The organism is Pedobacter antarcticus (assembly GCF_900112985.1).
GTDB classification, from domain to species: Bacteria; Bacteroidota; Bacteroidia; order Sphingobacteriales; family Sphingobacteriaceae; genus Pedobacter; species Pedobacter antarcticus.
On record NZ_FONS01000002.1, the window covers coordinates 376,108 to 399,396 of the forward strand.

The 23,289-nt window shown below is 41.0% G+C and carries 21 protein-coding genes; 13 read left to right on the plus strand and 8 right to left on the minus strand.

Going from position 1 to position 23,289, the window contains the following annotated elements:
• The first annotated feature begins 128 nt into the window (after positions 1 to 128).
• The 6 genes from fumC to BM192_RS06680 all read left to right on the plus strand — a co-directional run bounded on the left by fumC (position 129) and on the right by BM192_RS06680 (position 6,714).
• Complete coding sequence (gene fumC, locus BM192_RS06655; protein WP_037442234.1) at positions 129 to 1,526, plus strand: class II fumarate hydratase; 1,398 nt, start codon at positions 129 to 131, stop codon at positions 1,524 to 1,526.
• Position 1,527: 1 nt separating this feature from the next.
• Positions 1,528 to 2,025, plus strand: a complete 498-nt coding sequence (locus tag BM192_RS06660; RefSeq protein WP_037442236.1) for a hypothetical protein — start codon at positions 1,528 to 1,530, stop codon at positions 2,023 to 2,025.
• A 93-nt stretch (positions 2,026 to 2,118) separates the two neighbouring features.
• Entirely contained in the window at positions 2,119 to 2,910 is a 792-nt protein-coding gene (locus tag BM192_RS06665) for a S1/P1 nuclease (protein ID WP_037442238.1), read from the plus strand.
• A gap of 159 nt (positions 2,911 to 3,069) precedes the next feature.
• Positions 3,070 to 3,525 (plus strand): PA2169 family four-helix-bundle protein, encoded by a 456-nt coding sequence (locus tag BM192_RS06670; RefSeq protein WP_037442240.1) that lies wholly within the window; start codon positions 3,070 to 3,072, stop codon positions 3,523 to 3,525.
• 152 nt (positions 3,526 to 3,677) lie between these two features.
• Positions 3,678 to 4,349, plus strand: coding sequence for a hypothetical protein (locus BM192_RS06675; protein WP_037442242.1), 672 nt, complete (start codon positions 3,678 to 3,680; stop codon positions 4,347 to 4,349).
• A gap of 208 nt (positions 4,350 to 4,557) precedes the next feature.
• On the plus strand, positions 4,558 to 6,714 hold the full coding sequence (locus BM192_RS06680) for a carboxy terminal-processing peptidase (RefSeq protein ID WP_234797519.1): 2,157 nt from the start codon (positions 4,558 to 4,560) through the stop codon (positions 6,712 to 6,714).
• 75 nt (positions 6,715 to 6,789) lie between these two features.
• Here the strand turns inward: BM192_RS06680 and BM192_RS06685 are convergent, their stop codons facing one another.
• From BM192_RS06685 to BM192_RS06695, 3 genes are all read right to left on the minus strand, one after another.
• Entirely contained in the window at positions 6,790 to 7,713 is a 924-nt protein-coding gene (locus tag BM192_RS06685) for an SPFH domain-containing protein (protein WP_037442244.1), read from the minus strand.
• 72 nt (positions 7,714 to 7,785) lie between these two features.
• A complete protein-coding gene (locus BM192_RS06690; protein ID WP_234797520.1) occupies positions 7,786 to 8,928 on the minus strand; it encodes a CapA family protein in 1,143 nt (380 codons plus the stop codon).
• A gap of 69 nt (positions 8,929 to 8,997) precedes the next feature.
• Positions 8,998 to 9,552: a C40 family peptidase gene (locus tag BM192_RS06695; protein WP_051760020.1), complete on the minus strand. Its 555-nt coding sequence runs from the start codon at positions 9,550 to 9,552 to the stop codon at positions 8,998 to 9,000.
• A 234-nt stretch (positions 9,553 to 9,786) separates the two neighbouring features.
• Here BM192_RS06695 and pdhA point away from each other — a divergent pair, with 234 nt between their 5' ends.
• The 3 genes from pdhA (at position 9,787) to hisS (ending at position 13,937) form a co-directional block, all read left to right on the plus strand.
• Positions 9,787 to 10,782, plus strand: coding sequence for a pyruvate dehydrogenase (acetyl-transferring) E1 component subunit alpha (gene pdhA, locus BM192_RS06700; RefSeq protein ID WP_037442246.1), 996 nt, complete (start codon positions 9,787 to 9,789; stop codon positions 10,780 to 10,782).
• Positions 10,783 to 10,814: 32 nt separating this feature from the next.
• Entirely contained in the window at positions 10,815 to 12,461 is a 1,647-nt protein-coding gene (locus BM192_RS06705) for a pyruvate dehydrogenase complex dihydrolipoamide acetyltransferase (RefSeq protein ID WP_037442248.1), read from the plus strand.
• A 72-nt stretch (positions 12,462 to 12,533) separates the two neighbouring features.
• Positions 12,534 to 13,937 carry a histidine--tRNA ligase gene (gene hisS, locus BM192_RS06710; RefSeq protein ID WP_037442251.1) on the plus strand — a complete coding sequence of 468 codons (1,404 nt, stop codon included), beginning with the start codon at positions 12,534 to 12,536 and terminating at the stop codon, positions 13,935 to 13,937.
• Here hisS and BM192_RS06715 read toward each other — a convergent pair.
• On the minus strand, positions 13,934 to 14,704 hold the full coding sequence (locus BM192_RS06715) for a dienelactone hydrolase family protein (protein ID WP_037442253.1): 771 nt from the start codon (positions 14,702 to 14,704) through the stop codon (positions 13,934 to 13,936). The two genes, hisS and BM192_RS06715, sit on opposite strands and share 4 nt — an antisense overlap.
• Positions 14,705 to 14,776: 72 nt before the next feature.
• Here BM192_RS06715 and ku point away from each other — a divergent pair, with 72 nt between their 5' ends.
• Positions 14,777 to 15,544 (plus strand): non-homologous end joining protein Ku, encoded by a 768-nt coding sequence (gene ku / locus BM192_RS06720; RefSeq protein WP_074963942.1) that lies wholly within the window; start codon positions 14,777 to 14,779, stop codon positions 15,542 to 15,544.
• Here ku and BM192_RS06725 read toward each other — a convergent pair whose 3' ends face one another.
• From BM192_RS06725 to BM192_RS06735, 3 genes are all read right to left on the minus strand, one after another.
• Complete coding sequence (locus BM192_RS06725; protein ID WP_037442255.1) at positions 15,545 to 15,928, minus strand: response regulator transcription factor; 384 nt, start codon at positions 15,926 to 15,928, stop codon at positions 15,545 to 15,547. It abuts the gene before it with no gap.
• A 92-nt stretch (positions 15,929 to 16,020) separates the two neighbouring features.
• Positions 16,021 to 17,331 carry an ABC1 kinase family protein gene (locus BM192_RS06730; RefSeq protein ID WP_037442257.1) on the minus strand — a complete coding sequence of 437 codons (1,311 nt, stop codon included), beginning with the start codon at positions 17,329 to 17,331 and terminating at the stop codon, positions 16,021 to 16,023.
• Between the two features lie 11 nt (positions 17,332 to 17,342).
• Positions 17,343 to 18,116: a TetR family transcriptional regulator C-terminal domain-containing protein gene (locus BM192_RS06735; RefSeq protein WP_316931005.1), complete on the minus strand. Its 774-nt coding sequence runs from the start codon at positions 18,114 to 18,116 to the stop codon at positions 17,343 to 17,345.
• Between the two features lie 39 nt (positions 18,117 to 18,155).
• Between BM192_RS06735 and BM192_RS06740 the strand changes: the two genes are divergently transcribed.
• The 3 genes from BM192_RS06740 to BM192_RS06750 all read left to right on the plus strand — a co-directional run bounded on the left by BM192_RS06740 (position 18,156) and on the right by BM192_RS06750 (position 22,129).
• A complete protein-coding gene (locus BM192_RS06740; RefSeq protein ID WP_074588654.1) occupies positions 18,156 to 18,497 on the plus strand; it encodes a hypothetical protein in 342 nt (113 codons plus the stop codon).
• Positions 18,498 to 18,616: 119 nt separating this feature from the next.
• Entirely contained in the window at positions 18,617 to 20,935 is a 2,319-nt protein-coding gene (locus BM192_RS06745; protein WP_074963935.1) for a TonB-dependent receptor, read from the plus strand.
• Between the two features lie 204 nt (positions 20,936 to 21,139).
• Positions 21,140 to 22,129: an alpha/beta fold hydrolase gene (locus BM192_RS06750; RefSeq protein WP_037442261.1), complete on the plus strand. Its 990-nt coding sequence runs from the start codon at positions 21,140 to 21,142 to the stop codon at positions 22,127 to 22,129.
• Between the two features lie 67 nt (positions 22,130 to 22,196).
• Here the strand turns inward: BM192_RS06750 and BM192_RS06755 are convergent, their stop codons facing one another.
• Positions 22,197 to 23,210 (minus strand): Gfo/Idh/MocA family oxidoreductase, encoded by a 1,014-nt coding sequence (locus BM192_RS06755; protein WP_037442263.1) that lies wholly within the window; start codon positions 23,208 to 23,210, stop codon positions 22,197 to 22,199.
• Positions 23,211 to 23,289: the final 79 nt, after the last annotated feature.

The following is a 23,289-nucleotide window of genomic DNA, read 5'->3' on the forward strand; positions in this document are numbered from 1 at the left end:
TTATAAAAGACTTTACATTCTTGTATACATATAAAACGCTATTTTTGTAATGCGTCGTTTTTTTAACGCAGCAAAACTATTTTTGAGTAGAAACAGAATATAATTACATCAAATTAAATACAGAACAAATGACTTTTAGAACCGAACACGACACCATGGGCGAAGTGCAGGTACCTGCCGATAAATATTGGGGGGCACAAACTGAACGTTCACGTAATAACTTTAAAATCGGACCGGAAGCTTCTATGCCGAAGGAGATTATCCATGCTTTTGGTTATTTGAAAAAGGCTGCAGCACTGGCGAATAATGAGCTGGGTGTTCTGCCTGCTGATAAAGCCGACTGGATCGCTAAGGCTTGTGATGAAGTTATTGCAGGTAAGCTTGATGATCAGTTTCCACTGGTAATCTGGCAAACTGGTTCAGGCACGCAAAGTAATATGAATGCAAATGAAGTGATCGCTTACCGCGCACACGTATTGAATGGTGGCGACCTGGCAGATGCATCAAAAATCCTTCACCCTAATGATGATGTGAATAAGTCTCAGTCTTCTAATGATACTTATCCGACAGCAATGCATATTGCGGCTTACAAACAGGCTGTTGAAATTACGATTCCGGGTCTGGAAAAATTACAGCAGACTTTACAAGCCAAGACTGTAGAATTTGCTAATGTAGTTAAAACAGGCAGAACCCATTTTATGGATGCTACGCCTCTAACACTGGGCCAGGAGTTTTCGGGCTATGCACAGCAGCTAACAAATAGTATCCGTGCTATAAAAAACGCCCTGGTTATGATCACTGAACTTGCGCTGGGTGGTACAGCGGTTGGTACTGGTCTGAATACGCCTAAAGGTTATGATGTACTGGTAGCTGCAAAAATTGCAGAATTGACTGGATTGCCTTTTGTTACTGCACCTAATAAATTTGAAGCACTGGCTGCACATGATGCGATGGTGGAGCTTTCTGCAGCTTATAAACGTACAGCTGTAGCTTTAATGAAAATAGCCAATGATATACGTATGTTGAGTTCAGGCCCACGTTCAGGAATTGGTGAAATTGTTATTCCAGACAATGAACCAGGTTCTTCTATTATGCCGGGTAAGGTTAATCCGACTCAGCCTGAAGCGCTAACAATGGTTTGTGCACAGGTAATGGGTAATGATGTGACAGTTGGTATTGGCGGAAGTAACGGGCATTTTGAATTAAATGTCTTTAAACCGGTTATCGCAGCAAATGTTCTTCAATCAGGAAGATTATTAGGCGATGCATGTGTTTCATTTAATGATAACTGTGCAGTTGGTATTCAGGCAAATCTGCCGGAGATTAAGAAACATCTGGAGAATTCACTGATGCTGGTTACAGCTCTTAATCCGCATATTGGATATGAGAACGCTGCTAAAATTGCTAAAAAAGCACATAAAGAAAATAAAACATTACGTGAAGCTGCAATTGAACTCGGCCTGGTAACCAGTGAGCAGTTTGACCAGTGGGTGAAACCTGAAGATATGGTAGGTAGTCTGAAATAATATGAAAGGGTATCATTATCTTTTTTTGTTATTTACGCTACCCGTATTTTTGGCTTGTGAACGCAGGCCAAATGTACAGGGAAACGGGGAAGTATTTTTACAGGGTGTCTGGAATCAGGATAGTATTCCCAATTCAGAAAAACTAATGACCTACACTAGTCATCAGATTAAGTTTACATGTGATTCATTTTATGTAGATATGACCACGCATTCCAAAGTAAATTATTATGAAGATCCTTGTTATAATAACGGGGTTTGGAAAGAGTATGCAAAAGGTGTATATGAGGTTCGTAAAGACAGCCTTTTTCTGGAGGGCACTTACACCAAAGCCAATTATAAGCAGAAAGTATCTGGCTGTTATACTGTAGGGATTTACAGGAAAAGTTTCCTGATCAAGCCTGCTGAGAAAAGACAGTTATATCTGCAGAACCTTAGCGATCAGCGTGATGTGCACTTAGTGCTTAAACAGGATATCGTCTGTGTTCCAAAAGAACTATAATTTTATTCAGCCTGTGGAATACGCAGGCTGATTTTTGTTTTGAGCCATTCTTAAGGAGGCTCTTTTTATTTATTTAATAGCATAAATTGCTCTATGAAACAGTTTAAAAAGTTGTTTTTTCTAATAGCCATTCTGGCTTATCTTCCTTTCAATGTATCAGCCTGGGGTATAACCGGACACCGTATTGTCGGGCAGATTGCCGATTTTTACCTGAATGCAAAAGCACGGAAAGCCGTCAAAAAAGTTTTAGGTACGGAAAGTCTGGCAATGGCAAGTAACTGGCCTGACTTCATCAAGTCCGATACCAGCTACAATTATATGGGCAGCTGGCATTACGTGAATCTTCCGGAAGGTTTAGATCAGCAGGGTGTTTTCAGTTTTCTGGATTCTTTTAAAGAGGCAAATGTTTACAGTAAAATCCCTGAAATGACTGCGATTTTAAAAAATAAAAATGCTAGTCCGGAAGCACAGCAACAGGCAATGCGTGTGCTGATTCACTTGGTTGGAGATCTTCATCAGCCTATGCATACGGCAAGGAAAGACGATTTAGGAGGCAATAAAATTCAGGTAAGCTGGTTCGGACAACGTTCAAATCTGCACAGGGTATGGGACGAGGCCTTGGTAGATTACCAGCAGTTGAGCTATACAGAGTATGCCAATGCAATCAATCATCCAACAAAAGCACAATTTCAGGCCTGGAGCCATGACAGCCTTAAAGATGCTGTTTTTCAAAGTTACCTGATTTGTAATGATATTTATAAAGCTACCCCAGCAGAAGCCAAGTTAAGCTATAACTACAATTTCAAGTTCGTAGATGTGGTTAACCAACAATTGCTAAAAGGTGGGATCCGTCTGGCTGAAATTATCAACCGGATATACGGGTAATCTAAAGTTGAATTCAAAAAAGGGCTGCTGCAAACATTAATCTGCAGCAGCCCTTTTCTATTTGGTTTGCTGTCTGACCAGTGTATTTACCTGTTTGTATAATTGTGAAAACCTTTTATAAGGATACCTGTTCTGGAGGTACATCAAAACCAATGAAATATGGAAAATACAACAGTTAACCCGGAAACATTAAACGATCTGATTCAAATAAATAATGATCGCGTTGCCGGTTATGAGAAAGCAATTGAAGAGTTACAGCCAGAAGATAGCGACCTGAAAAGTTTATTCGTCAGGATGATTTCCGAAAGTCATCAGTACAAACAGGCGCTTGCGTCTGCCGTACAGGGTACGGGTACAGAGTTGGAAACTGGAACGACAACATCAGGAAAAATTTACCGGGCATGGATGGATGTGAAAGCTGTGTTTACCGGACACGATAGGAAAACTGTTCTGAGCAATTGTGAGGCTGGGGAAGACGCAGCCCAACGTGCCTATAAATCTGCTTTGGAGGAAGAAGGCTTATCTGCCGCTAACAGAGATCTGATTAGCACACAAAAGGCAGAGCTCAGAAAATCCCATGACGAAATTAAAGCATTAAGGGATCAGCAGGGCTAAACCAATCTTTTGGTCAGCCACTGATAGGTGTTTTACAAATGAGAGAGCCTGGTCTGGAAAGACCGGGCTCTTCATTTTAATTGGGGTAAGTATTTTTTTTTGATTCTGGGTTAGTTTACAGGTGTTTATATAAAAAAAATTATATTTGCGTTATGTATAAACTCTGTTTGGGACTAGTTTTTTTAATAAATATAGTTCCGGCCTCTGCACAGTCCAGTAATTATGTACTGCAGGAGCCATATATCAGTTCGGGCGCTATCAATGTTGCTGTGTCAAGGGACGACGGAGATTTGTACTTTGAAGAGGGTGAAAAGAATGAAAAAAGTGGTGATCTGAATGACGCAATCACTTTTTTCGGTAAGGCAGCTTTTGAATATAATAATGTCCGGAATTTTTCCAGATACGGTGCGTCGCTGCTTAGACTAAGCCACGTTCATTATCTGATGCAGCACTATACCGAAGCAGAGCAGGTGATTCTGAACGTCGCTTTAAAAACGTATTCGAAATCTGGCAACAGGTCAGGGCAGATGGCTTCCTATAATCAGTTAGGAAGAATTTACCTGGCTTCAAACAAACTGACGCAGTCTATGTGGTTCTATACCCAACAAGGTATTCTCGCCAGGCAAACAAATAGCAACCTGAACTATATAGATTCTATGCTCGGCATTATAAGAGTTAAGATTAAGAAGCGGGAGTACGCTATGGCTCTGAAAGATATACAACGGGTTGAATTGCTAACGAAAAATACAAATGCCCCGCAGTACCAGGTTCAATTGCGCCAGGTAAGGGCAGTGATAGCAGAGAAAAAAGCAGGAATCAGGTAATTATTTTGATACCCATGGCATCGAATTTCAAATGCAGCATGTTTTTTGTAAAAAGAATTATGCAACTGCTGGTTATTCATGTATTTAATTATTTTTGATAAAGATTACAGAAAAGAGACAGTGAGATACTGTCTCTTTTCTGTTTAATTATGAAATTGGTACCATATTGGTTGTTACTGTAGAAATGGATTTTAAATTATTAAAAGAGATGTTGAAAAGAGTATTATTAGTCACCTTCACAGCAGCAATCCTGGCGTGTCAGGCAGCTCCAAAGCCGCAGCAGCTTGTTGAAGGCATTCCTAATATTAAACCTGATGAGCAGCAAGGCCTGGTTTTGAAGGAAATTGTGACGCTTATAGAAAACTACAACTATAAGAAGATACCGTTAAACGATTCAATATCTTCCCTGATACTGGATAAATATGTCAAATCACTGGATCCGTATAGAAGCTACTTCCTGGCTTCTGATATTAAAGACTTCGAGCAGTTCCGTTTTACACTGGATGACTCATTCCGGGCGGGAGATCTAAGCGCTCCGTTTTATATATTTAATGTCTATTCCAAAAGGTATAATGAAACGTTGGATTATGCTATGGCACAGATTAAGGATAAGTATGATTTCAACAAGAATGATACTTATGTTTTTGACCGCGAAAAAATGCCCTGGGTTACTTCTGTATCTGCTCTAAACGAAATCTGGAAGAAAAGAGTAAAATACGAATTAATTAACCTGAAAATTGCTGGAACTACAGAAGCGAAAAATGTAGAGACCCTCACTAAAAGATATCAGAATCTGAAGTCACAATCTGCAAAACTGAATAACCAGGATGTATTTCAAATGGTTATGGATGCATTTACCGAGACAATAGATCCACATACTAATTATTTTAATCCGGCAAATGCTGAACGTTTTAATGAAGATATGGCCCGTTCCTTTGAGGGGATAGGTGCGAGATTACAATTGGAAAATGATATTTTGAAGATCGCTGAAATTATTCCGGGAGGTCCTGCTTTTAAAAGTAAACTGCTGAATACAGGTGACAGAATTGTAGCTGTAGCACAGGCAACAGGTGATTTTGAAGATATTATAGGCTGGAGAATAGAAAGTTCTGTAGCGAAGATAAAAGGGCCTAAAGGCACGAAAGTACGTTTGAAAATCATTCCGGTAGGTCAGGATATGTCTTCGAAGCCAGTTGTTATAGAGCTAACGAGAGAGAAGATCATTATGGAAGATCAATCTGCCAAAAAGGAAGTGAAAACGATTCAGTCAGATGGTCATACTTACAAAATAGGGGTAATTAGTGTGCCCGCATTCTACGCAGATTTTAAAGCTGCCAATGCTGGTGATCCGAACTATAAGAGTACAACACGTGATGTTAAGTTACTACTGGATACACTGAAAAGGATTGACAAGGTTGATGCAATCATGATGGATCTGCGTGCAAATGGAGGCGGTTCTCTTGTTGAATCTATCGATCTTACGGGTTTATTTATCGATAAGGGGCCTGTTGTACAGGTAAAAGATCTTAAAGGTCAGATTCAGGTAAACAGCGACGAAAATGCTGGCGTTGCCTGGTCAGGACCGATGGGTGTAATGGTAGATCGTTTAAGTGCATCTGCATCGGAGATTTTCGCTGGAGCAATTCAGGATTATGGACGTGGCATCATTATCGGTACACAGACTTATGGTAAGGGAACGGTTCAATCATCCATTAATCTGAATAATTTACTGAATCCGTCATTAGTGCAGCGACTGGCTATGCTGATTCAGAAAAGTTCAGGAGCTGCAGTTAAAGTTAATGGTGCTAATGCAGCTGCTGCTCCGCCTCAGCTGGGACAGATTAACTTAACTATGGCCAAATTTTACCGTGTTAATGGTAGCAGTACACAGCATAAAGGCGTAATGCCTGATATCGTTCTGCCTTCATTCTATCCATTAGATAAAATCGGGGAAGATACCGAGCCATCGGCTCTGGCATGGGACGAGATTCGTCAATCTAATTTTATTCCTGTTGCAGATCTAAGCGGTCTTAAGCCCGAACTGATCAAAAGGCATGATGCAAGGATGGAGAAATCTCTTGATTATAAAGCGTTGATGGATGATATTGAAAGCATGAAGAAGCGTGAGCAGGAAACGTCAGTAACTTTAAATGAAACCAAACTTAAAGCGGAAAGAGATAGTCTGGAAGCTAAGAACCTGGATAAAATAAATAAGCTTCGTGCTTCACGCGGCTTGCCTGCGGTGAAAAAAGGAGATAAGATTAAAAAGGATGAGAATTTTGATTTCATACAAGACGAAAGTCTGCATGTACTTGCAGATCTGATGGGACTGGAACCTAAGCCCAGCCCTAAAGTTAATCCTTAATACAACACAGCCTTTTAATAAAAACGCCCCCAAAAGCAGCTAGCTATTGGGGGCGTTTTTTGTTGGCAAGAAATATTAAGGATCTTTCCTCTGCATCTGCATAGCCATCATTTCTTTCATTGTTTTGTTCATTCCTTCTGTAGACCCATCCAGGAATATCACGTTCCCCTCACTGTTCTCTGCGAACTGTTTAATGGATTCGGTCCACATTGTAAATAGGATCACTGAGATGTCCAGATTAGCTTGTTCCATCTCCTGTGCGGCCTTGGTCATACCATGGGCGACTTCTGCACGGAATAAAGCAATACCTTGACCACGGAGTTGTGCAGCTTCTCTTTCTGCAGCAGCAGCAATCTTAATCGCATTACCATCTGCTTCTGCACCTTTTGTTTTTGTGATTAAGAGTGCCTGACCTTCATTTTCTGCGGCGGCCTTCAGGTTATGAGAAGCAACGACCCGACTCATTGAACGCATAATTTCATCGTCGAAGGTTATATCATTCAACTGCAGATCCTGCAGATGATACCCCCAGGATTCCAAAACCTTATCAATCTGCTCCTTCACATGCTCCACAATTTCATTTCTTTGTGCCAATACATTTGCCTGTTTTTGTGTGGCAACATACGCACGAATAGAACCTTCAATAGTACGAATTAGTGCCTGCATCAGATTGCTTGCATCTACGAACTTAAAAGCAACGTTTTTGATAGTTTCTTCTCCCTGATCCAGAACTGAGTAAAGTAGCATCGCTTTAAAATATACATTGGCCTGATCCTGAGTTACAGCTTGAAATGATAACTCTACAGAGCGGTTCTGAATAGATATCCTGGAATGTATGACTTCGATTAAGGGTATTTTAAAGCTCAGTCCCGGTCTGAGCTGCCGGCGATATTTGCCGAATACGGTGACAACTCCGATAGTGCCTTGTTTAACGGTGACAAAGGAGCTGAAGAGGATGATAACTACAAAAAAAACCAGGAAGTAGAGTACGTAAGCCATAATGATATTGAATTAGTGTAAATGTTATAATATAAGAAAATATCCCCGGATAGCCACCGTTTATTATTCCCATCACTGGGATGAAGGAGCGATTCGCTGACCTTTGAAGCTAAGCCCATGCCCTGGAAAGTCCTGACCAGTTAAAGTGGCGATTTTCCAGAATGCGGTATGTAGCGGATCAACAGTCAAACCATTCAGCTTGTCTTGTTTAACGGAAACTACGTCTGCGTAAAGAAAATCACCATTGGCTTTGATTCTGATATCCATTAGTGGTGCGAAGCCATTAGGGCCTTTAAGGCTAAACTGTCCATAGGTGCAGAAATTACCCAGACTATAGGCTATAAATTTATTTTTATAGACTTCTACAGCCCTTGTGACATGCGGGCCATGCCCCAATACAAGATCGGCTCCGGCATCAATTACGGCATGGGCGAATGCGTAAACGTTTCCGCGATTTTCCTTATAAAAGATTTCATCTGTTCGGGGTACGTGTTCGAACTTTGCGCCCTCAGCACCACCATGAAATGACACTATTACAATATTGACCTGTTTTTTTAGAAATGAGACCAGTGCTTTAGCGCTGTCTGTCTGATTAATCGAAACTGTATTCTCGTTGGGAGCAAAGGCACAGAATCCATATTTTACACTGTCTTTTTCAAAGATACTGTAAGGATGGGATGTTAGGCCGGCATAATTAATTTCCAATGAATCCAGTAAAGCCATGCTTCTCTTACGACCCTTATTGCCGAAATCTCCGACATGATTATTTGCGAGGCTTAATAAGTTAAAACCCGCTTCTTTATAAATGCTGGCATATGCTTCAGGCATTCTGAAGGCAAAGCAGCTATTGCCTAATGTGTCTTTACATTTGGTGGATTTGCCAGAGTCAAGAAAGCTTCCTTCAAGATTTCCGAATACTATATCTCCGTTAAGATAAGAAGCTACGTTTTTAAAGCTGTCCCTGCCCTGACGTGGGGGTAGACCTGAAGGAGAAGGGTAAGCTGATCCAAGCATAATATCTCCCACTGCTATTACTTTAAGTGTGTCTTTTCCAGGTGTAGCTACAGTGTCCTGAACTGACACCGCGTTAACGGTTTCATTAATTGTCCCTGCAGCACGTGAGCAGCTGAGCAGGATAGGTATAGCAAGGCCTACAGTTAGTGCGATTAGAAGCTTTGCGTAAAGTTTTACTGGATGAATCATTTTTGCCATCATTGATATCTGGGATAAAAAAAAAGTCCTTCTAATTTTAATCAGAAGGACTTTTAAATATTTTTTTAGTTTTTATTCTTCAATCAGATCTTTTTTGCCTGATTCCAGGATTCTTCCGCCTTTATAAAAGAACCTTGAATAATAGGGTTCGTTCAAATTGCTGATTACGACTCCTCTGGATGAAGAGGCGTGTGCAAAGCGATTATCGCCTAAATAAATACCAATATGTGTAATGCTTTTACTTTTGATTTTGAAGAATACTAAATCTCCTTCTTTCAGTTCATCTTTTGGCAGGGGGTCTACCATACTGAATATATCTCTTGAGTTTCTGAGTAAAGTTGTATTGAAAACTTTATCGTAAATGGCTTTTGTGAAAGCTGAACAGTCAATCCCCTTTTGTGTGTTACCGCCAAAACGATAAGGAGTTCCGATCCATTCGTAGATAAACTTGTAGAGTTTTACGTTAGATGTTGCGTCGACTGCAACACCCATAACCTGCGAAAAATATTGTGAGGCTAAGTTGTCAGGATCTGCTAATTTATTGGTTTCTTTAGTTTTGGTCTGTGCATTTAATGCTGTAAAACTGCATAAGGTGACCAGGCTAGAAAACAAAAATTTTTTTATCATGTTACACTGTTAAGTTTGGGTAAACGGTACTTGCACTTAAACGTACACCACGGGGGCTTATTGTCAGGTTGTCAAAACTATGTAATTTAGTTATGTTATCCAAATGTTATCTATGCATTCACGGCAATTTAACACTTTTACATTGATTTGATATCATGCATTTTACAGTATTTCTTCGATATATTACAATAATAAAGTAGATTTGCTCTCATAAATAAAAATCAATAGCCAAAAATGAGTGCAGTAGAAATTAATAAAGATACCTATCTGAAGTGGTTTGAGTCGATGTTGCTGATGCGTAAATTCGAAGAGAAAACTGGTCAACTTTACGGACAGCAAAAGATCCGTGGTTTTTGTCACCTGTACATTGGACAGGAGGCTGTCGTAGCAGGAGCTATATCTGCGCTGCAGCCTGAAGACTCCATGATCACAGCTTACCGTGATCACGCTCATGCTTTGGCTAAGGGTGTTAGTGCAAATAGCATCATGGCCGAAATGTACGGAAAAGCAACTGGCTGTTCCAAAGGTAAAGGCGGTTCGATGCACATGTTTAGTAAAGAACACAACTTCTATGGCGGTCACGGTATCGTGGGTGGCCAGATCCCTCTGGGTGCTGGTATCGCTTTCGCTGAAAAATATAAAGGAACAAAAAATGTAAACGTTTGCTATATGGGCGACGGTGCAGTTCGTCAGGGCGCACTGAATGAAGCCTTTAATATGGCTATGTTATGGAAACTTCCTGTAATCTTTGTTTGTGAGAATAATGGTTACGCTATGGGAACTTCCGTAGAACGTACTACTAATATGCTGGATATCTATAAACTGGGTTTAGGTTTTGATATGCCATGCGCACCAGTTGATGGTATGGATCCAGTTGCAGTACATAATGCGATGGATGAAGCTGCTCAGCGTGCAAGAAACGGTGAAGGTCCGACTTTCTTAGAAATGAGAACTTACCGTTACCGCGGACATTCAATGTCTGACCCTGCAAAATACCGTACAAAAGACGAACTGGAAGAATATAAAGCTAAAGATCCGATTGAATCTGTAAGAGAGGTAATCTTAAAAGAAAAATATGCTGATGAGGCATGGATTGAAGAGATCGAAGCTAAAGTAAAACAGATCGTTGATGAATCGGTGAAATTTGCTGAAGAATCACCTTGGCCGGAAGCATCAGAATTATATACTGATGTTTATGTGCAGCAGGACTATCCATACGTCCTGGATTAATTTTTGAACATATTTCAATTTGATATTATAGAATGGCTGAAGTAGTTAAGATGCCCAAGATGAGCGACACCATGACCGAAGGGGTAATGGCGAAGTGGCATAAAAAAGTTGGCGATAAAGTAAAAAGCGGTGATGTACTGGCTGAAGTGGAAACTGATAAAGCAACCATGGATCTGGAATCATACTGGGACGGAACTATGCTGTATATCGGCGTAGAAGAAGGAAAAGCGGTACCAGTAGATGCAGTTATCGCTGTAATTGGTAAAGAAGGAGAAGACTATAAAGCTGCTCTTGATGCGGAAGGTACTGCTGCCCCGGCTGCAGCTGCAGAAGCACCTGCCAAAGAAGATGAAGAAGAAGCTAAAGAGGCACCAGCGGCAAAGGGCGCAGCATTAACGGATGCAGATCTGGAAAAAATGGGTGTTACAGTAGTACGCATGCCTTTACTAAGCGACACCATGACTGAAGGCGTAATTGCTGAATGGCATAAAAAAGTTGGAGACCAAGTTAAAGACGACGATATTCTGGCTGATGTAGAAACCGATAAGGCAACTATGGAAGTTATGGGTTATGCTTCAGGAACTTTACTACACATTGGTGTAGAAAAAGGTGCTGCGGCTAAAGTCAATGGTATTATTGCAATTGTTGGCCCGGAAGGAACTGACATTAGCGGTATCCTAAGCCAGGGCGATGCGCCAGCTAAACCGGCTGCAGATGCTGCAACTGCGGCTCCTGTCAAAGAAGCTGCTGTTGCAGAAGAACCAGCAGAAGCTGCACATACATCAACTGACGGAAGCCGTTTAAAAGCGTCTCCTTTAGCCAAACGTATAGCAAAAGAAAAAGGAATTGATTTATCTCAGGTAGCAGGTAGTGCTGATGGCGGTAGAATCATTAAAAAAGATATAGAGAACTTTAAACCAGCTGCTGCGCCTGCGAAAGCAGAAGCAAGTGCTGCAACTGAAAAAGCTACTCCGTCTATCCCTGCATTTATTGGTGAAGAGAAATACACAGAGAAACCAGTTACACAAATGCGTAAGGTTATTGCCAAACGTCTTTCTGAAAGCTTGTTCACTGCTCCTCACTTTTATCTGACTATGAGTATTGACATGGACGGAGCAATCGCTGCCCGTGCAAAAATCAATGAATTCTCACCAGTTAAAATCTCATTCAATGATATGGTACTGAAGGCAGTTGCTGTAGCATTGAAACAACACCCTAATGTGAATTCTTCATGGTTAGGTGATAAAATCCGTTATAATGAGCATGTGAACATCGGTGTAGCAGTAGCTGTGGAAGATGGTTTACTGGTACCTGTAGTTAGGTTCGCAGATGGAAAATCTCTTTCTCATATTTCTGCAGAAGTTAAAGATTTTGCGCAACGTGCAAAAGCTAAAAAGCTTCAGCCTGCAGATTGGGAAGGGTCGACATTTACGATTTCTAACCTGGGTATGTTCGGAATAGATGAATTTACTGCGATTATCAATCCACCTGATGCTTGTATTCTGGCTATCGGAGGAATCTCACAAGTGCCGGTAGTTAAAAATGGCGCTGTGGTTCCTGGAAATGTCATGAAAGTTACCTTAAGCTGCGATCACCGTGTAGTAGATGGCGCAACAGGTTCTGCATTCCTGCAAACACTGAAATCATTACTGGAAGAACCAGTTAGATTATTAGTTTAATCGAGATCAAATAATTAAAAAGCTGCTTCGGCAGCTTTTTTTATGCCTTTTACTTTTTGTACTTTTGCCCGCATGTCAAATATCAAACCATCCTTAGCCAAGGGTACCCGTGATTTCTCACCTCAGGAAATGGTGAAGCGTAATTTCATTTTTGATACCATTAAAAAAGTATTTAAAAAATACGGGTATGCTGAAATTCAGACTCCATCGATGGAAAACCTGTCTACCCTGACTGGGAAGTATGGTGATGAAGGTGATAAACTTATCTTTAAAATCCTGAATTCAGGCGATTATTTAGCTAAAGCTAATCAGATAAATTTGGCCGAAAAGAATTCTTCAGCATTAATCTCTTCAATCAGTGAAAAAGCGTTGCGGTATGATCTGACTGTTCCTTTTGCAAGGTATGTAGTCATGCATCAGAACGACATCGCTTTGCCCTTTAAACGTTTCCAGGTTCAGCCGGTTTGGCGTGCAGACAGACCTCAAAAAGGGCGTTACAGAGAATTTTATCAATGCGATGTAGATGTAGTCGGATCGCCGAGTTTGTTGAATGAGGCCGAATTCGTACTTATCTACCAGGAAGCACTGACTAATCTGGGGATGAAGGATTTCACTATTAAAATTAATAACAGGAAAATCCTGAGTGGTATCGCCGAAATAATCGGTAAACCGGAATTGATTATTGATATGACAGTAGCGATTGACAAACTGGACAAAATTGGTTTGGATGGTGTGATCAAAGAGTTACTGGACCGCGGATTTACAGATGCAGATATAGATAAACTGAAGCCAGTTATTTTGTTGGAAGGTAATAATGAGACTAAACTGGCTCAGTTAAAAGAAGTGCTGGCTAATTCGGAAACAGGACTTAAAGGGATTGAAGAACTGGAGCAGGTTTATAGCTACGTCCAGAATCTCCTTTCAGGAAGTCAGCTTAAATTTCCCGACCTGGAGCTGGATATTACTTTAGCGAGGGGCCTTAATTATTATACAGGCTGTATTTTCGAAGTTAAAACTAATGAAGCTGCAATGGGGAGTATCGGTGGTGGTGGAAGATATGATGACCTGACAGGGATGTTCGGATTGAAAGGTTTGACCGGGGTTGGGATATCTTTCGGAGCTGACCGAATCTATGACGTGATGGACGAACTTGAACTGTTCCCTGAATCTGCGACTGCCGGTACAACCGTATTAATCAGTAATTTCGATGCGCAGGCCGAACTTTATGCGCTGCCTGTATTACAGCAGTTCCGTGAGGCTGGGATTGCAGCTGAACTTTACCCGGCATCAGCAAAACTTAAAAAGCAAATGGGTTATGCAGATGCTAAATCTATCCCTTATGTCATTTTGATTGGAAGTGACGAAATGGAAAGCGGAAAACTGACACTTAAAAATATGCAAAGTGGTTCCCAACAACAATTAAATGCTGAGGAAATCACTTCAATCCTAATAAAGGAGATCAACGGCGCAGATTAATGCGATGTTAATTCTTTAAGAAAAAGCAGAAAATGTTCCCAGGAACGTTTATCTGCTTTTTCATTATACGCGGCGCCTTTCGAATTATCGTTGCCGGCGGCAGGTTCTGTAAAAGCATGCACTGCATTAGCATATGCAATTAACTGCCAGTCTGCTTTGGCCTTGCGCATTTCATCTTCAAAAGCGAGTACCTGAGCTGGAGGTACGGAAGGATCATCAGCACCATGTAAAACGAGAACAGCCGGTTTTATTGCAGAGTCACTAGCGCGCTCAGGATCTTTTCCTAGTCCGCCGTGGAAGGAAACAACGCCCTTTACCGGGAAGTTGGCTCTAGCCGCTTCAATTGCGCCTGTCCCGCCGAAACAATAACCGATTACGACAATCTCATTTGGATTTGCACCAGATTTAATCAGCTGTTGTAGCGCAAGCCTGATCCTCTCCTGATAGATTTTATAATTTTTCTTATAAAACCCCGATTGCTCTGCCGCAGATTTATTGTCTGTAGGATAATGTCCCTCACCATAGATATCGGCAATGAAGGCATAATAACCCGTTTTGGAAAGTTCTTCCGCTACCTTTTTGGCGTGATCATCAATACCTTTCCAGGCAGGCAGGATAAGTATACCTGTTTTGCCGGTTCCGGGTTTCGCAGGTATGATCGACAGGCCGCTAAGTTTTTGGTCTTTATCCTGATAGCTCACAGGTTTGAGTTGTGCGAAGGATGTCGAAACGATCAGACTAAGTACAATGGTGAGTTTCGTGTTCATATCGATAAGTTTATGGTTCAGCAATTTAAACAAACTCCTTACAATATTGTTAAAATCTCAAAGGACAATCTTATGAGAACTATATGGAAAGGATCGATTGGATTTGGGCTGGTTAATATACCAGTTAAATTATACGCAGCTGTGCAGACCAGCCGTTTAGATCTGGATATGCTCGACGGTAAAGATCATTCCAGAATCAAGTATCAGCGGATTAATGAACACACCGGAAAAGAAGTACCATATAACAGAATTGTGAAAGGTTATATGCTCGACGAACAGTATGTAATACTAGATGAGCATGATTTTGAGGATGCAAGTCCGGAAAAGAATAAAATGATCAATCTGGAGAATTTTGTTGGTATAGATGAAATTGATCCAATTTATTATGAGACTTCTTATTATGCACTGCCTGAGAAACAAGGTAAGAAAGCATATTCCCTGTTGCTTAAAGCCCTGACGGGGGCAAAAAAGGCCGGTGTGGCCCGATTCGTATTACGCAGCACGGAAAACCTGTGTGTAATTCACCCGTTAGACGATGTATTGGTTATTACCAAGATCAGATTTGATGAAGAAATCCGGCCAACGTCAGAACTGGATATCCCGAAGCCTGATACTATCACTAAGAAAGAGCTCGATGTGGGCCTGGCGCTTATCAAGCAATATACATCCCCATTTAATATTGAAGGGTTTAAAGACGAGTATAATGGAGAACTGCTCAAAATTATTAAAGCAAAAGCCAAAGGGAAACGTGTGAAAATCAAAAAATTGAAAATTACCGAAGAAAAGAGTGATGACCTTTATAGTCAGTTGATGCAGAGTTTGGGAAAAAAAGGAGCGTGATTACCTGTCTTTATCCAGAATAGCTTCAATCTTGTCTAATAAACTATCGATGTCGAAAGGCTTGGCAAGAAAATCATCAGGTTTTTCAGAGCCATGTTCTATGTTTTCAACAGTATAACGCGCGGAAATCATCAGCACAGGAATTTTGCTGGTGTGGTCCTGTGAGCGGATCAGCGTAAGCAAGTCTCTGCCATCTACATCCGGTAGCATGATATCAAGAATGATAAGATGCGGCTTATGCAAATTTATATGCTGTAAAATATCTGCGCCTTTATTTAAACCGGTCACCTGATATGCCTCACTTTGCAGTATAAGTGTGATTACATCTAGAATCGCACGATTATCTTCAACAACAAGTATGTTTTTATTGACTGACGGACCCATGATGCTATCTGTATTACACAAATATATCAAAAACAGATCATGTTTATGTAAATTCAGATTTGTATAAACAAAAAATGAACGTAAGCGTCAAATTACACCTCTTCATTCAATTTTGGCTGATATGTATCCGTTTTAACCACCGCTTTTAATTCCTGGAGTATCGTATACAGACCGAAGTTGGTGCGATTTACATAAATAAAGTGTTTTACTCCCCTGGCTTGCTTAAATTCGGGCATTTTTGCAATTTTTTCACCGTAAAGGTAGAGCTTCTCAAAAAACTCAGGTTGGCTGAAATCGAAAGTTTTGCTGGTATATGGCTTGGCAAAAAGCTGGATCATTTCCAGGTAGGCTTGATAATAAAAGTCAATCTGGCTGGGAGAATCACCCGGAAGAATCATTTCTAATTTACGGAAAGCCTGTATCGTTTTTTCCCGGTCATTTATTACATCTGTAGAAATTAAGGAGAAGAACGGCTGATAAAAATCTTCTGGCATCTCTTTAATACAACCGAAGTCGATGACGCCAAGTTTCTCATCTGGTGTGATCAGGAAGTTTCCCGGATGCGGATCCGCATGTACAGCTCTGAGCTCATGCTGCTGAAAATTATAAAAGTCCCATAGTGCCTGGCCGATTTTATTACGCAGCTGTTGGGAGGGGTTCGTTGCCAGGAATTCCCGGAGATGTTTGCCTTCAATCCAGTCCATGGTAATAATTCTCTTACCTGACAATTCGGGGTAGTAACTTGGAAAAACTACATTATCAAGCACTACGCAAGCATTGGTAATCTCTATGGACCTTCTTACCTCGAGTTCATAGTCTGTTTCTTCCAATAGACGTTCTTCGACCTCAGCGATATAGATATTAAGTTCTTTTTCACTCATCCCGAGCAGACGGAACGCAAAAGGTTTGACCAGCTTGAGATCTGAAGAGATGCTGTCTCCAACACCAGGATACTGAATTTTAATGGCGAGTTTCTTTCCATTCAGTTCTGCCTCATGTACCTGTCCAATAGATGCGGCGTGGGTCGAACTGAGTTTAAATTTATCGTAAATCGCTTCCGGATTTTTACCGAAATTCTTTTTGAAAGTGCGTACGATCAGCGGCCCCGAAAGAGGTGGCGCATTATATTGAGACTGTGTGAATTTATCTATATAAGATTTCGGCAGGATATTTTTATCCATGCTCAGCATTTGTGCTATTTTTAAGGCGCTGCCTTTCAGTTCGCTCAGCGACTTGTAAATGTCCGTTGCGTTGTCCTCATTCAACTGTGCTCTGTCCAGATCCGGATTGAATAGTTTCTTAGAATAATGTTTGATATAATTTCCCCCTATCTGGAAGCCTGTCTTAACAAATTTTGCAGACCTTTCAACTTTGGTAACCGGGATACTTTCTTGCTCGTTCATGCAGGCTTATTTCAGATAGTAAAAGATTTTTTATTTCTGGAGAGGAATTTTCCATATTCCAGTAAATTATCCAGCGGAGAACGCTGTAAAAGATCAAAAGTTACGTTGATACCCTTTTCAATAGCTTCATCTGTTTTCTCAAAGTCTGTGCTGTCGTCGTTAACCCAGAAATTCAGAATAAAGCCGAACTGTATCCATAAAGCATCCTTATATCTTTTTGTGAGAAATTTGCGATCTGCTATTTCGCCATTTTCCAGACCTTCGGCAATCAGCTCATCGGCAAAGTTTTCAAAGATTGGTCTCACACCGGAGAGCACTTCCGGAGCACTGAGTCTTTTAGGGGATCTACCTAGCGAATAGATGATAAAACTTCTGTCTTTTTTTAACAATTCAGTATAGCTGTAGAAAAAAGATAACATTTTGTCCCTGGAAGAATATTCCGTCCATACTTCCTGGCCACGGATAGCAGATAAAGTCTCTACTGTTAATTCAACCCAGATTATTTTTTCAATACTGTCAAAAGACGCGAAGAAACTGTAGAAGTCTGCTTCGGATATTTTCAGCTTCTTAACAAAACTGTAGACAGATTTCGGTTGCCCATCATGTGTCAGCACATAATCGATGTAACCGTTTCTAATTTGTTGCGCAGTTGCCATAATTGTTTTATTAATGAACGAAATAAAGGCAGGATTAGTTTTGAATCCGCATTTAATTACCTGTGTTTCACCTGCAATTTCCTGACATTTCGATAAAAAGTAGTCATATGAGCGCAATGTTACGTTCATGAGTTTTTATTTACCCCGTTTTACGTATTTTTGTTCAGCTTGAAAGCACATCGTCAACATATCAGTCAGCTACTGGCATTCCTTTTACTCTGCGTGTTTGCTATAGCGTTAACACCATGGAGTTCTCTGCACCATCATCAGGAGCAGCAGGAAAGTTGTGCGAAGCCGGGCGACTTTTGTCAGCACAAAGTGCATATCAGTAAACAGCAGCATAATTGTCTGGTCTGTTCTGCCCATTTCGAAAAAGATTACAGTAAAACAAGTCAAACACCTGCTATCAGTATCGGCAGTAGTTATCTCCGCTATGCAGACCTTATCGCGCATGCCGGTTATACGGCCTTAATCAGTCAGTCACTTCGTGGCCCCCCTTTGTACAGCTAATTTGCTGGCGGATTTTCCGCTGTAATTCCGGGCGAAATGCGCGGACGAAGAATTGTACAATTGATCAGGCATAATCTGTTTGCTTCGGCGGAGCAGAGGAGCCAATTTAAGAAACTTTTATGAAGAAGATATTTCTGCTCATAGCGCTGCTATGTTCAGTTTTTGCTGCATTTCCTGTTTTAGCAGTAGATAATGCAGTGCTGCGAGGTAGGATCACTGATACCCAAAACCAGCCGTTACCAGGAGCAACAATTAGTATTCCGGATCTGCGTATTTCAGCTATTGCAGGAGCCGATGGAACATTTAAATTCAGTCAGGTTCCAACAAGAGGTGCAGCGCTGGTGCAGGTGAGTTATATCGGTTATCAGACCATTACCAGAACTATAAACTTTTCAAGTCCGGGTGATTTGGATTTTGTACTTAAAGCCAGCGTAATAGAAGGACGCGAGGTGGTTATTACCGGCACAGCATCTAGCTCAGATAACCGGAAGAACAGCACCTCTGTGACTACGGTAAGTAAAGATGATCTGCTTTACCGCCCTTCAACCAATCTGATGGATGCTCTGAGCAGGGTGCCAGGAGTATCTCAGGTTACAACCGGACCTGCTATTTCCAAACCGGTAATCCGAGGCTTGAGTTATAACCGTGTCGTTACGTTGAATAATGGCGTCAAACAACAAGGGCAACAGTGGGGGGATGAGCATGGAGTTGAGATTGACCAGTACAGTGCAGACCGGGTCGAGATTCTCAGAGGCCCTGCGAGTCTTATGTATGGCTCAGATGCATTAGGAGGTGTAATCAATATTTTGGACGGACTTCCTGCACCGGAAGGAACGCTGAGAGGTGAGTTTCTGACAAACTATGCGACAAATAACGGCATGACAGGTAATTCATTAATGTTACAGGGCAATGAGAACGGACTGGTTTATAAGGTACGAGGATCTTATAAGAATGCCTATGCCTACAAGACGCCCACTGAGTATGTACCTAACTCGGGGTTCAATGAAACTAATTTTGGAGGTCAGATTGGTTTGAATAAAAAATGGGGATATGCACATTTAGATGCTTCAAGCTTCCGTACGCGTATCGGTTTTTATGATCCGGAAAGAAATGAAGATGGACAACTGATAAATGAAGATGGAGAACCTTTCACTAAGTCAGAGAACAAAGACAGGACATTAGCCTATCCGCAACAGGATATCAGGCACTATAAAATTGCTTTGAATAGTAATATTCTGTTAGGGGAGGGTAGTTTGAAAGCGACACTCGGTTACCAGCATAACCTGCGCCGTGAGCTGGAAGAACCAGGTGAAGATCCTGCGTTGTTCCTGAATAGCTATACTTACAGTTACGACCTAAAATATTCTTTTAAAAACTTTAATGGCTGGTCTCCGGTGGTTGGCGTTTCAGGCGAGTTTATTCACAGTTTAAATACAAGCGGAGAAGAGCAGCTTATTCCTGACTTTGATTCCAGGACATTTGGAGCATTTGCATTTATCAAAAAAACGTGGGATAAAAGCACCTTTAATGCCGGTGCGAGGATCGATTACCGGAAGATGACTGGAAAGGCATTTGAAGGAGAAGAATCGAGCTTTGGCGCCTTTAGCAACCAATTTAATAGAGTGTCAGGTGCATTAGGATACACCTACGAGTTTAATGATGCCCTGAGTTTTAAAGCGAATGCAGGATCGGCATTTCGGGCACCAAATATTGCTGAGTTAGCCAGTAATGGAGTTCATGAAGGTGCATTTCGTTATGAAATTGGGAATGCAGACCTGAAACCGGAACAGAGTTTCCAGTTTGATGCGTCCTTTGATTATCAAAACCAGTACGTGAGTGCCAGTTTAGGTGGTTTTGCGAATATCATAAACAATTATATTTATTACAGAGCAGACGGCGAGACTATTGAGGCTCAGGATAGAAAGTTCCCTGTCTTCCGTTTTGTTCAGGACGACGCATTCCTTCGCGGTGTAGAAGCTATGCTGACATTGCACCCGGTACATTATCTGCATTTTGAGAATAGTTTCTCCTATACACGTGCCACGAACCGTGCAAATAAAGAATCCCTGCCATTCATTCCGGCGGCTACTTTAAGAAATGAACTGCGTTTTGAACCAGAGGTTCGCGGAACAAAACATAGTTATATTTCAGTTGGAATAGATAACTTCTTTAAGCAGAATAAAGTTGACAGTTTTGAGCAATCCAGTTCCGGTTATACGTTGTTAAATGCTGCAGTGGGCACGACGCTTAAGTTGAGTAAAAAACAGGATATTACTTTGTATGTAGCTGGTAAGAACTTGCTGAATAAAGCTTATTATGATCACTTGAGCCGCTTTAAACCAGGGAGGTTAAGCGAAGAAGAGCCAACATTGGGAATCTATAACCAGGGTAGAAATGTAACTTTTGGAGTAACACTTCCATTCACTATTAAAAATTAATAATAACACGGCTGAGCCAGTTTCTGCTCAGCGTTTGCAAACAGGAGGCGCCTGGTTTTTCTATGGATAAATCAGGCGCCTCTTTGTATATAATGCCGGAAATCCAATTTCCGTTCAATGTAATTTTAATAAACACACAGCGCCTTTATCTTTAATAAAACTTATTTTTACTATTTTAATAGTAACGATATTATACCTTATTACATGTTCCGAAGATCCGTATTTACATTTTTTATAAGTGCCATTTTATGCCTGTCCGCATCAGCTCAGCAACAGGATACACTATCTATTACTTTGGAGAACGTAACTTATCCGTATCCAGTGAAATTCCTTCCAATTCAGACCGAAGGCCAGGATCTTCGTATGGCTTATATGGACGTGCTGCCAACCGGTAAAGCCAATGGCAGAACTGTGATGCTTTTTCATGGGAAAAATTTCGGAGGATACTACTGGGCAGATGTGATAAAAGCATTAACCGGAAGAGGGTTCCGGGTGGTGGTTCCGGATCAGATTGGTTTTGGGAAATCATCAAAACCATTTATTCATTACAGCTTCCATCAGATGGCTGCCTGGAATAAATTATTACTGGACGGATTGGGGATACCGAAGGCAAATATTCTCGGACACTCTATGGGCGGCATGCTTGCTACCAGGTTTGCACTGATGTATCCACAGCAGACAGAGAAGCTGTTATTGGAAAATCCGATCGGTCTGGAAGATTACCGTAGTTTTATTCCTTATACCAGTACTTCCGACCAATATCAGAATGAGTTAAAAGCAACAGCAGAAAGCATCAAACAATATTATAAAAGTTCTTATTTCGTAGCCTGGAAACCGGAATATGATAAACTGGTGAGCGTAGCAGCTGGTGTAACCAACAGTGCCGATTTTCCAAGATATGCGAAAGTGGCGGCCATGACCTTTACTATGATCTATGAACAGCCTGTTGTATATGAATTCCAGCATGTGACCGTACCTACTATTTTATTTATAGGAAAAGAAGATCATACGATTGTAGGCAAGAGCTTGTTAAGCCAGCAACAGCAGAATCAATATGGGCAGTATAAGGTTTTAGGCAAGCAAACTGCGGCAAAGATTCCCAATGCAAAATTAATTGAATTTGATGGGGCCGGACATATTCCACATCTGGAAGTGCCCACAGAGTTTTTAGTTGCCCTTTTGGGCGGATTGTAAAGCGCAAAAAAAAAGCCCTTTCTACGAGATATCTCGTAGAAAGGGCTTTTTTGGTTTATAGATGAGATCAGGATTCCAAAATTTCAAGTTGGGCAATCTGCTGCTCTTGTGTAACAGGAAATGGCTGCTGATGTACCAGGGTTTGGTAGACAGCTTCGAAAAGGTTACCGTAATTTGAAGGCTTTGCAACTATAAATTCGGTATAACGATCACCAGCGGAGTTAATAGTAGTCAGTTTAGCTTCTTTACCTTCTGGCTCTACTCCGAAACCAGGCGTTCCGGGCTTAATACCTTTCAGTAACTGTTCTTCCTGTATGTCGGCTCTCTCTTTAACCAGTGTTCCATTTGTTCCATGTGCTATAAACGAAGGCTGAATATCTACAACCAGCATACTGGAGTACACAAAAACATTTACGCTGTCCGGATAGGTAAGGTGGATACAGAAATAATCGTCAACTAAAGTGTCTTTGCGGTTTTTGCCGAGAATTTTATGGAAGGACAGGGGGATTCCAAATAAGCTGATAGCCTGATCAAGCACATGTGGACCCAAGTCGTATTGCAGCCCGCTCGCCGGAAATGGTTCTTCTTTAAAAGCTTTTACGCCGATTGCAGATTTATACCGGTCATAACGGATATGTACTTCAGACAATTTACCCAGTTTTCCGCTTTCAACGACTTCTTTAAAAGTGCTAAAGTCACTATCCCATCTTCTGTTCTGATAGACAAGTATGTGCAGATTTTTTTTTGCAGCCAGTTCAAACAGGTATTTAGCTTCAGCTGAACTTGGGGTAAAGGGTTTTTCTACTAAAATATGCTTTCCGGCATTCAGAGCCTTTTCTGCATATTCATAATGCGTATTATTGGGTGTGTTAATGACAACCAGTTCAATCTCAGAATCATTTAACAGGTCTTCAACACTTGAATAACTGATAATTCCCGGATAATCTTTGTCTGCATTTTTAGCAGAACGCTCTGTTACAGCCCGCAGTTTGAATCCCGGGTGATTATCGAGAAAAGGACCATGAAATATTTTTCCTGACATGCCATAAGCAAGCAAACCGGTTGAGATTACTTTTTCCATAATTCAAAAGTAACTAATCCTGCAAATTCGTGGTAAATTATATTGTCATAAAAAGAGGCGTTAAAAAATTTACCTTTGT

What these genes read in the sequence shown, in the direction of transcription:
- BM192_RS06750 (WP_037442261.1), top strand. Translation starts at nt 21,140, where the DNA reads ATGTTCCGAAGATCCGTATTTACATTTTTTATAAGTGCCATTTTATGC.
- BM192_RS06685 (WP_037442244.1), bottom strand. Translation starts at nt 7,713, where the DNA reads ATGGCTTACGTACTCTACTTCCTGGTTTTTTTTGTAGTTATCATCCTC.
- BM192_RS06670 (WP_037442240.1), top strand. Translation starts at nt 3,070, where the DNA reads ATGGAAAATACAACAGTTAACCCGGAAACATTAAACGATCTGATTCAA.
- BM192_RS06690 (WP_234797520.1), bottom strand. Translation starts at nt 8,928, where the DNA reads ATGATGGCAAAAATGATTCATCCAGTAAAACTTTACGCAAAGCTTCTA.
- BM192_RS06745 (WP_074963935.1), top strand. Translation starts at nt 18,617, where the DNA reads ATGAAGAAGATATTTCTGCTCATAGCGCTGCTATGTTCAGTTTTTGCT.
- BM192_RS06730 (WP_037442257.1), bottom strand. Translation starts at nt 17,331, where the DNA reads ATGAACGAGCAAGAAAGTATCCCGGTTACCAAAGTTGAAAGGTCTGCA.
- BM192_RS06680 (WP_234797519.1), top strand. Translation starts at nt 4,558, where the DNA reads ATGTTGAAAAGAGTATTATTAGTCACCTTCACAGCAGCAATCCTGGCG.
- BM192_RS06660 (WP_037442236.1), top strand. Translation starts at nt 1,528, where the DNA reads ATGAAAGGGTATCATTATCTTTTTTTGTTATTTACGCTACCCGTATTT.
- BM192_RS06665 (WP_037442238.1), top strand. Translation starts at nt 2,119, where the DNA reads ATGAAACAGTTTAAAAAGTTGTTTTTTCTAATAGCCATTCTGGCTTAT.
- BM192_RS06705 (WP_037442248.1), top strand. Translation starts at nt 10,815, where the DNA reads ATGGCTGAAGTAGTTAAGATGCCCAAGATGAGCGACACCATGACCGAA.
- fumC (WP_037442234.1), top strand. Translation starts at nt 129, where the DNA reads ATGACTTTTAGAACCGAACACGACACCATGGGCGAAGTGCAGGTACCT.
- hisS (WP_037442251.1), top strand. Translation starts at nt 12,534, where the DNA reads ATGTCAAATATCAAACCATCCTTAGCCAAGGGTACCCGTGATTTCTCA.
- ku (WP_074963942.1), top strand. Translation starts at nt 14,777, where the DNA reads ATGAGAACTATATGGAAAGGATCGATTGGATTTGGGCTGGTTAATATA.
- BM192_RS06715 (WP_037442253.1), bottom strand. Translation starts at nt 14,704, where the DNA reads ATGAACACGAAACTCACCATTGTACTTAGTCTGATCGTTTCGACATCC.
- BM192_RS06725 (WP_037442255.1), bottom strand. Translation starts at nt 15,928, where the DNA reads ATGGGTCCGTCAGTCAATAAAAACATACTTGTTGTTGAAGATAATCGT.
- BM192_RS06735 (WP_316931005.1), bottom strand. Translation starts at nt 18,116, where the DNA reads ATGAACGTAACATTGCGCTCATATGACTACTTTTTATCGAAATGTCAG.
- BM192_RS06695 (WP_051760020.1), bottom strand. Translation starts at nt 9,552, where the DNA reads ATGATAAAAAAATTTTTGTTTTCTAGCCTGGTCACCTTATGCAGTTTT.
- pdhA (WP_037442246.1), top strand. Translation starts at nt 9,787, where the DNA reads ATGAGTGCAGTAGAAATTAATAAAGATACCTATCTGAAGTGGTTTGAG.
- BM192_RS06675 (WP_037442242.1), top strand. Translation starts at nt 3,678, where the DNA reads ATGTATAAACTCTGTTTGGGACTAGTTTTTTTAATAAATATAGTTCCG.
- BM192_RS06755 (WP_037442263.1), bottom strand. Translation starts at nt 23,210, where the DNA reads ATGGAAAAAGTAATCTCAACCGGTTTGCTTGCTTATGGCATGTCAGGA.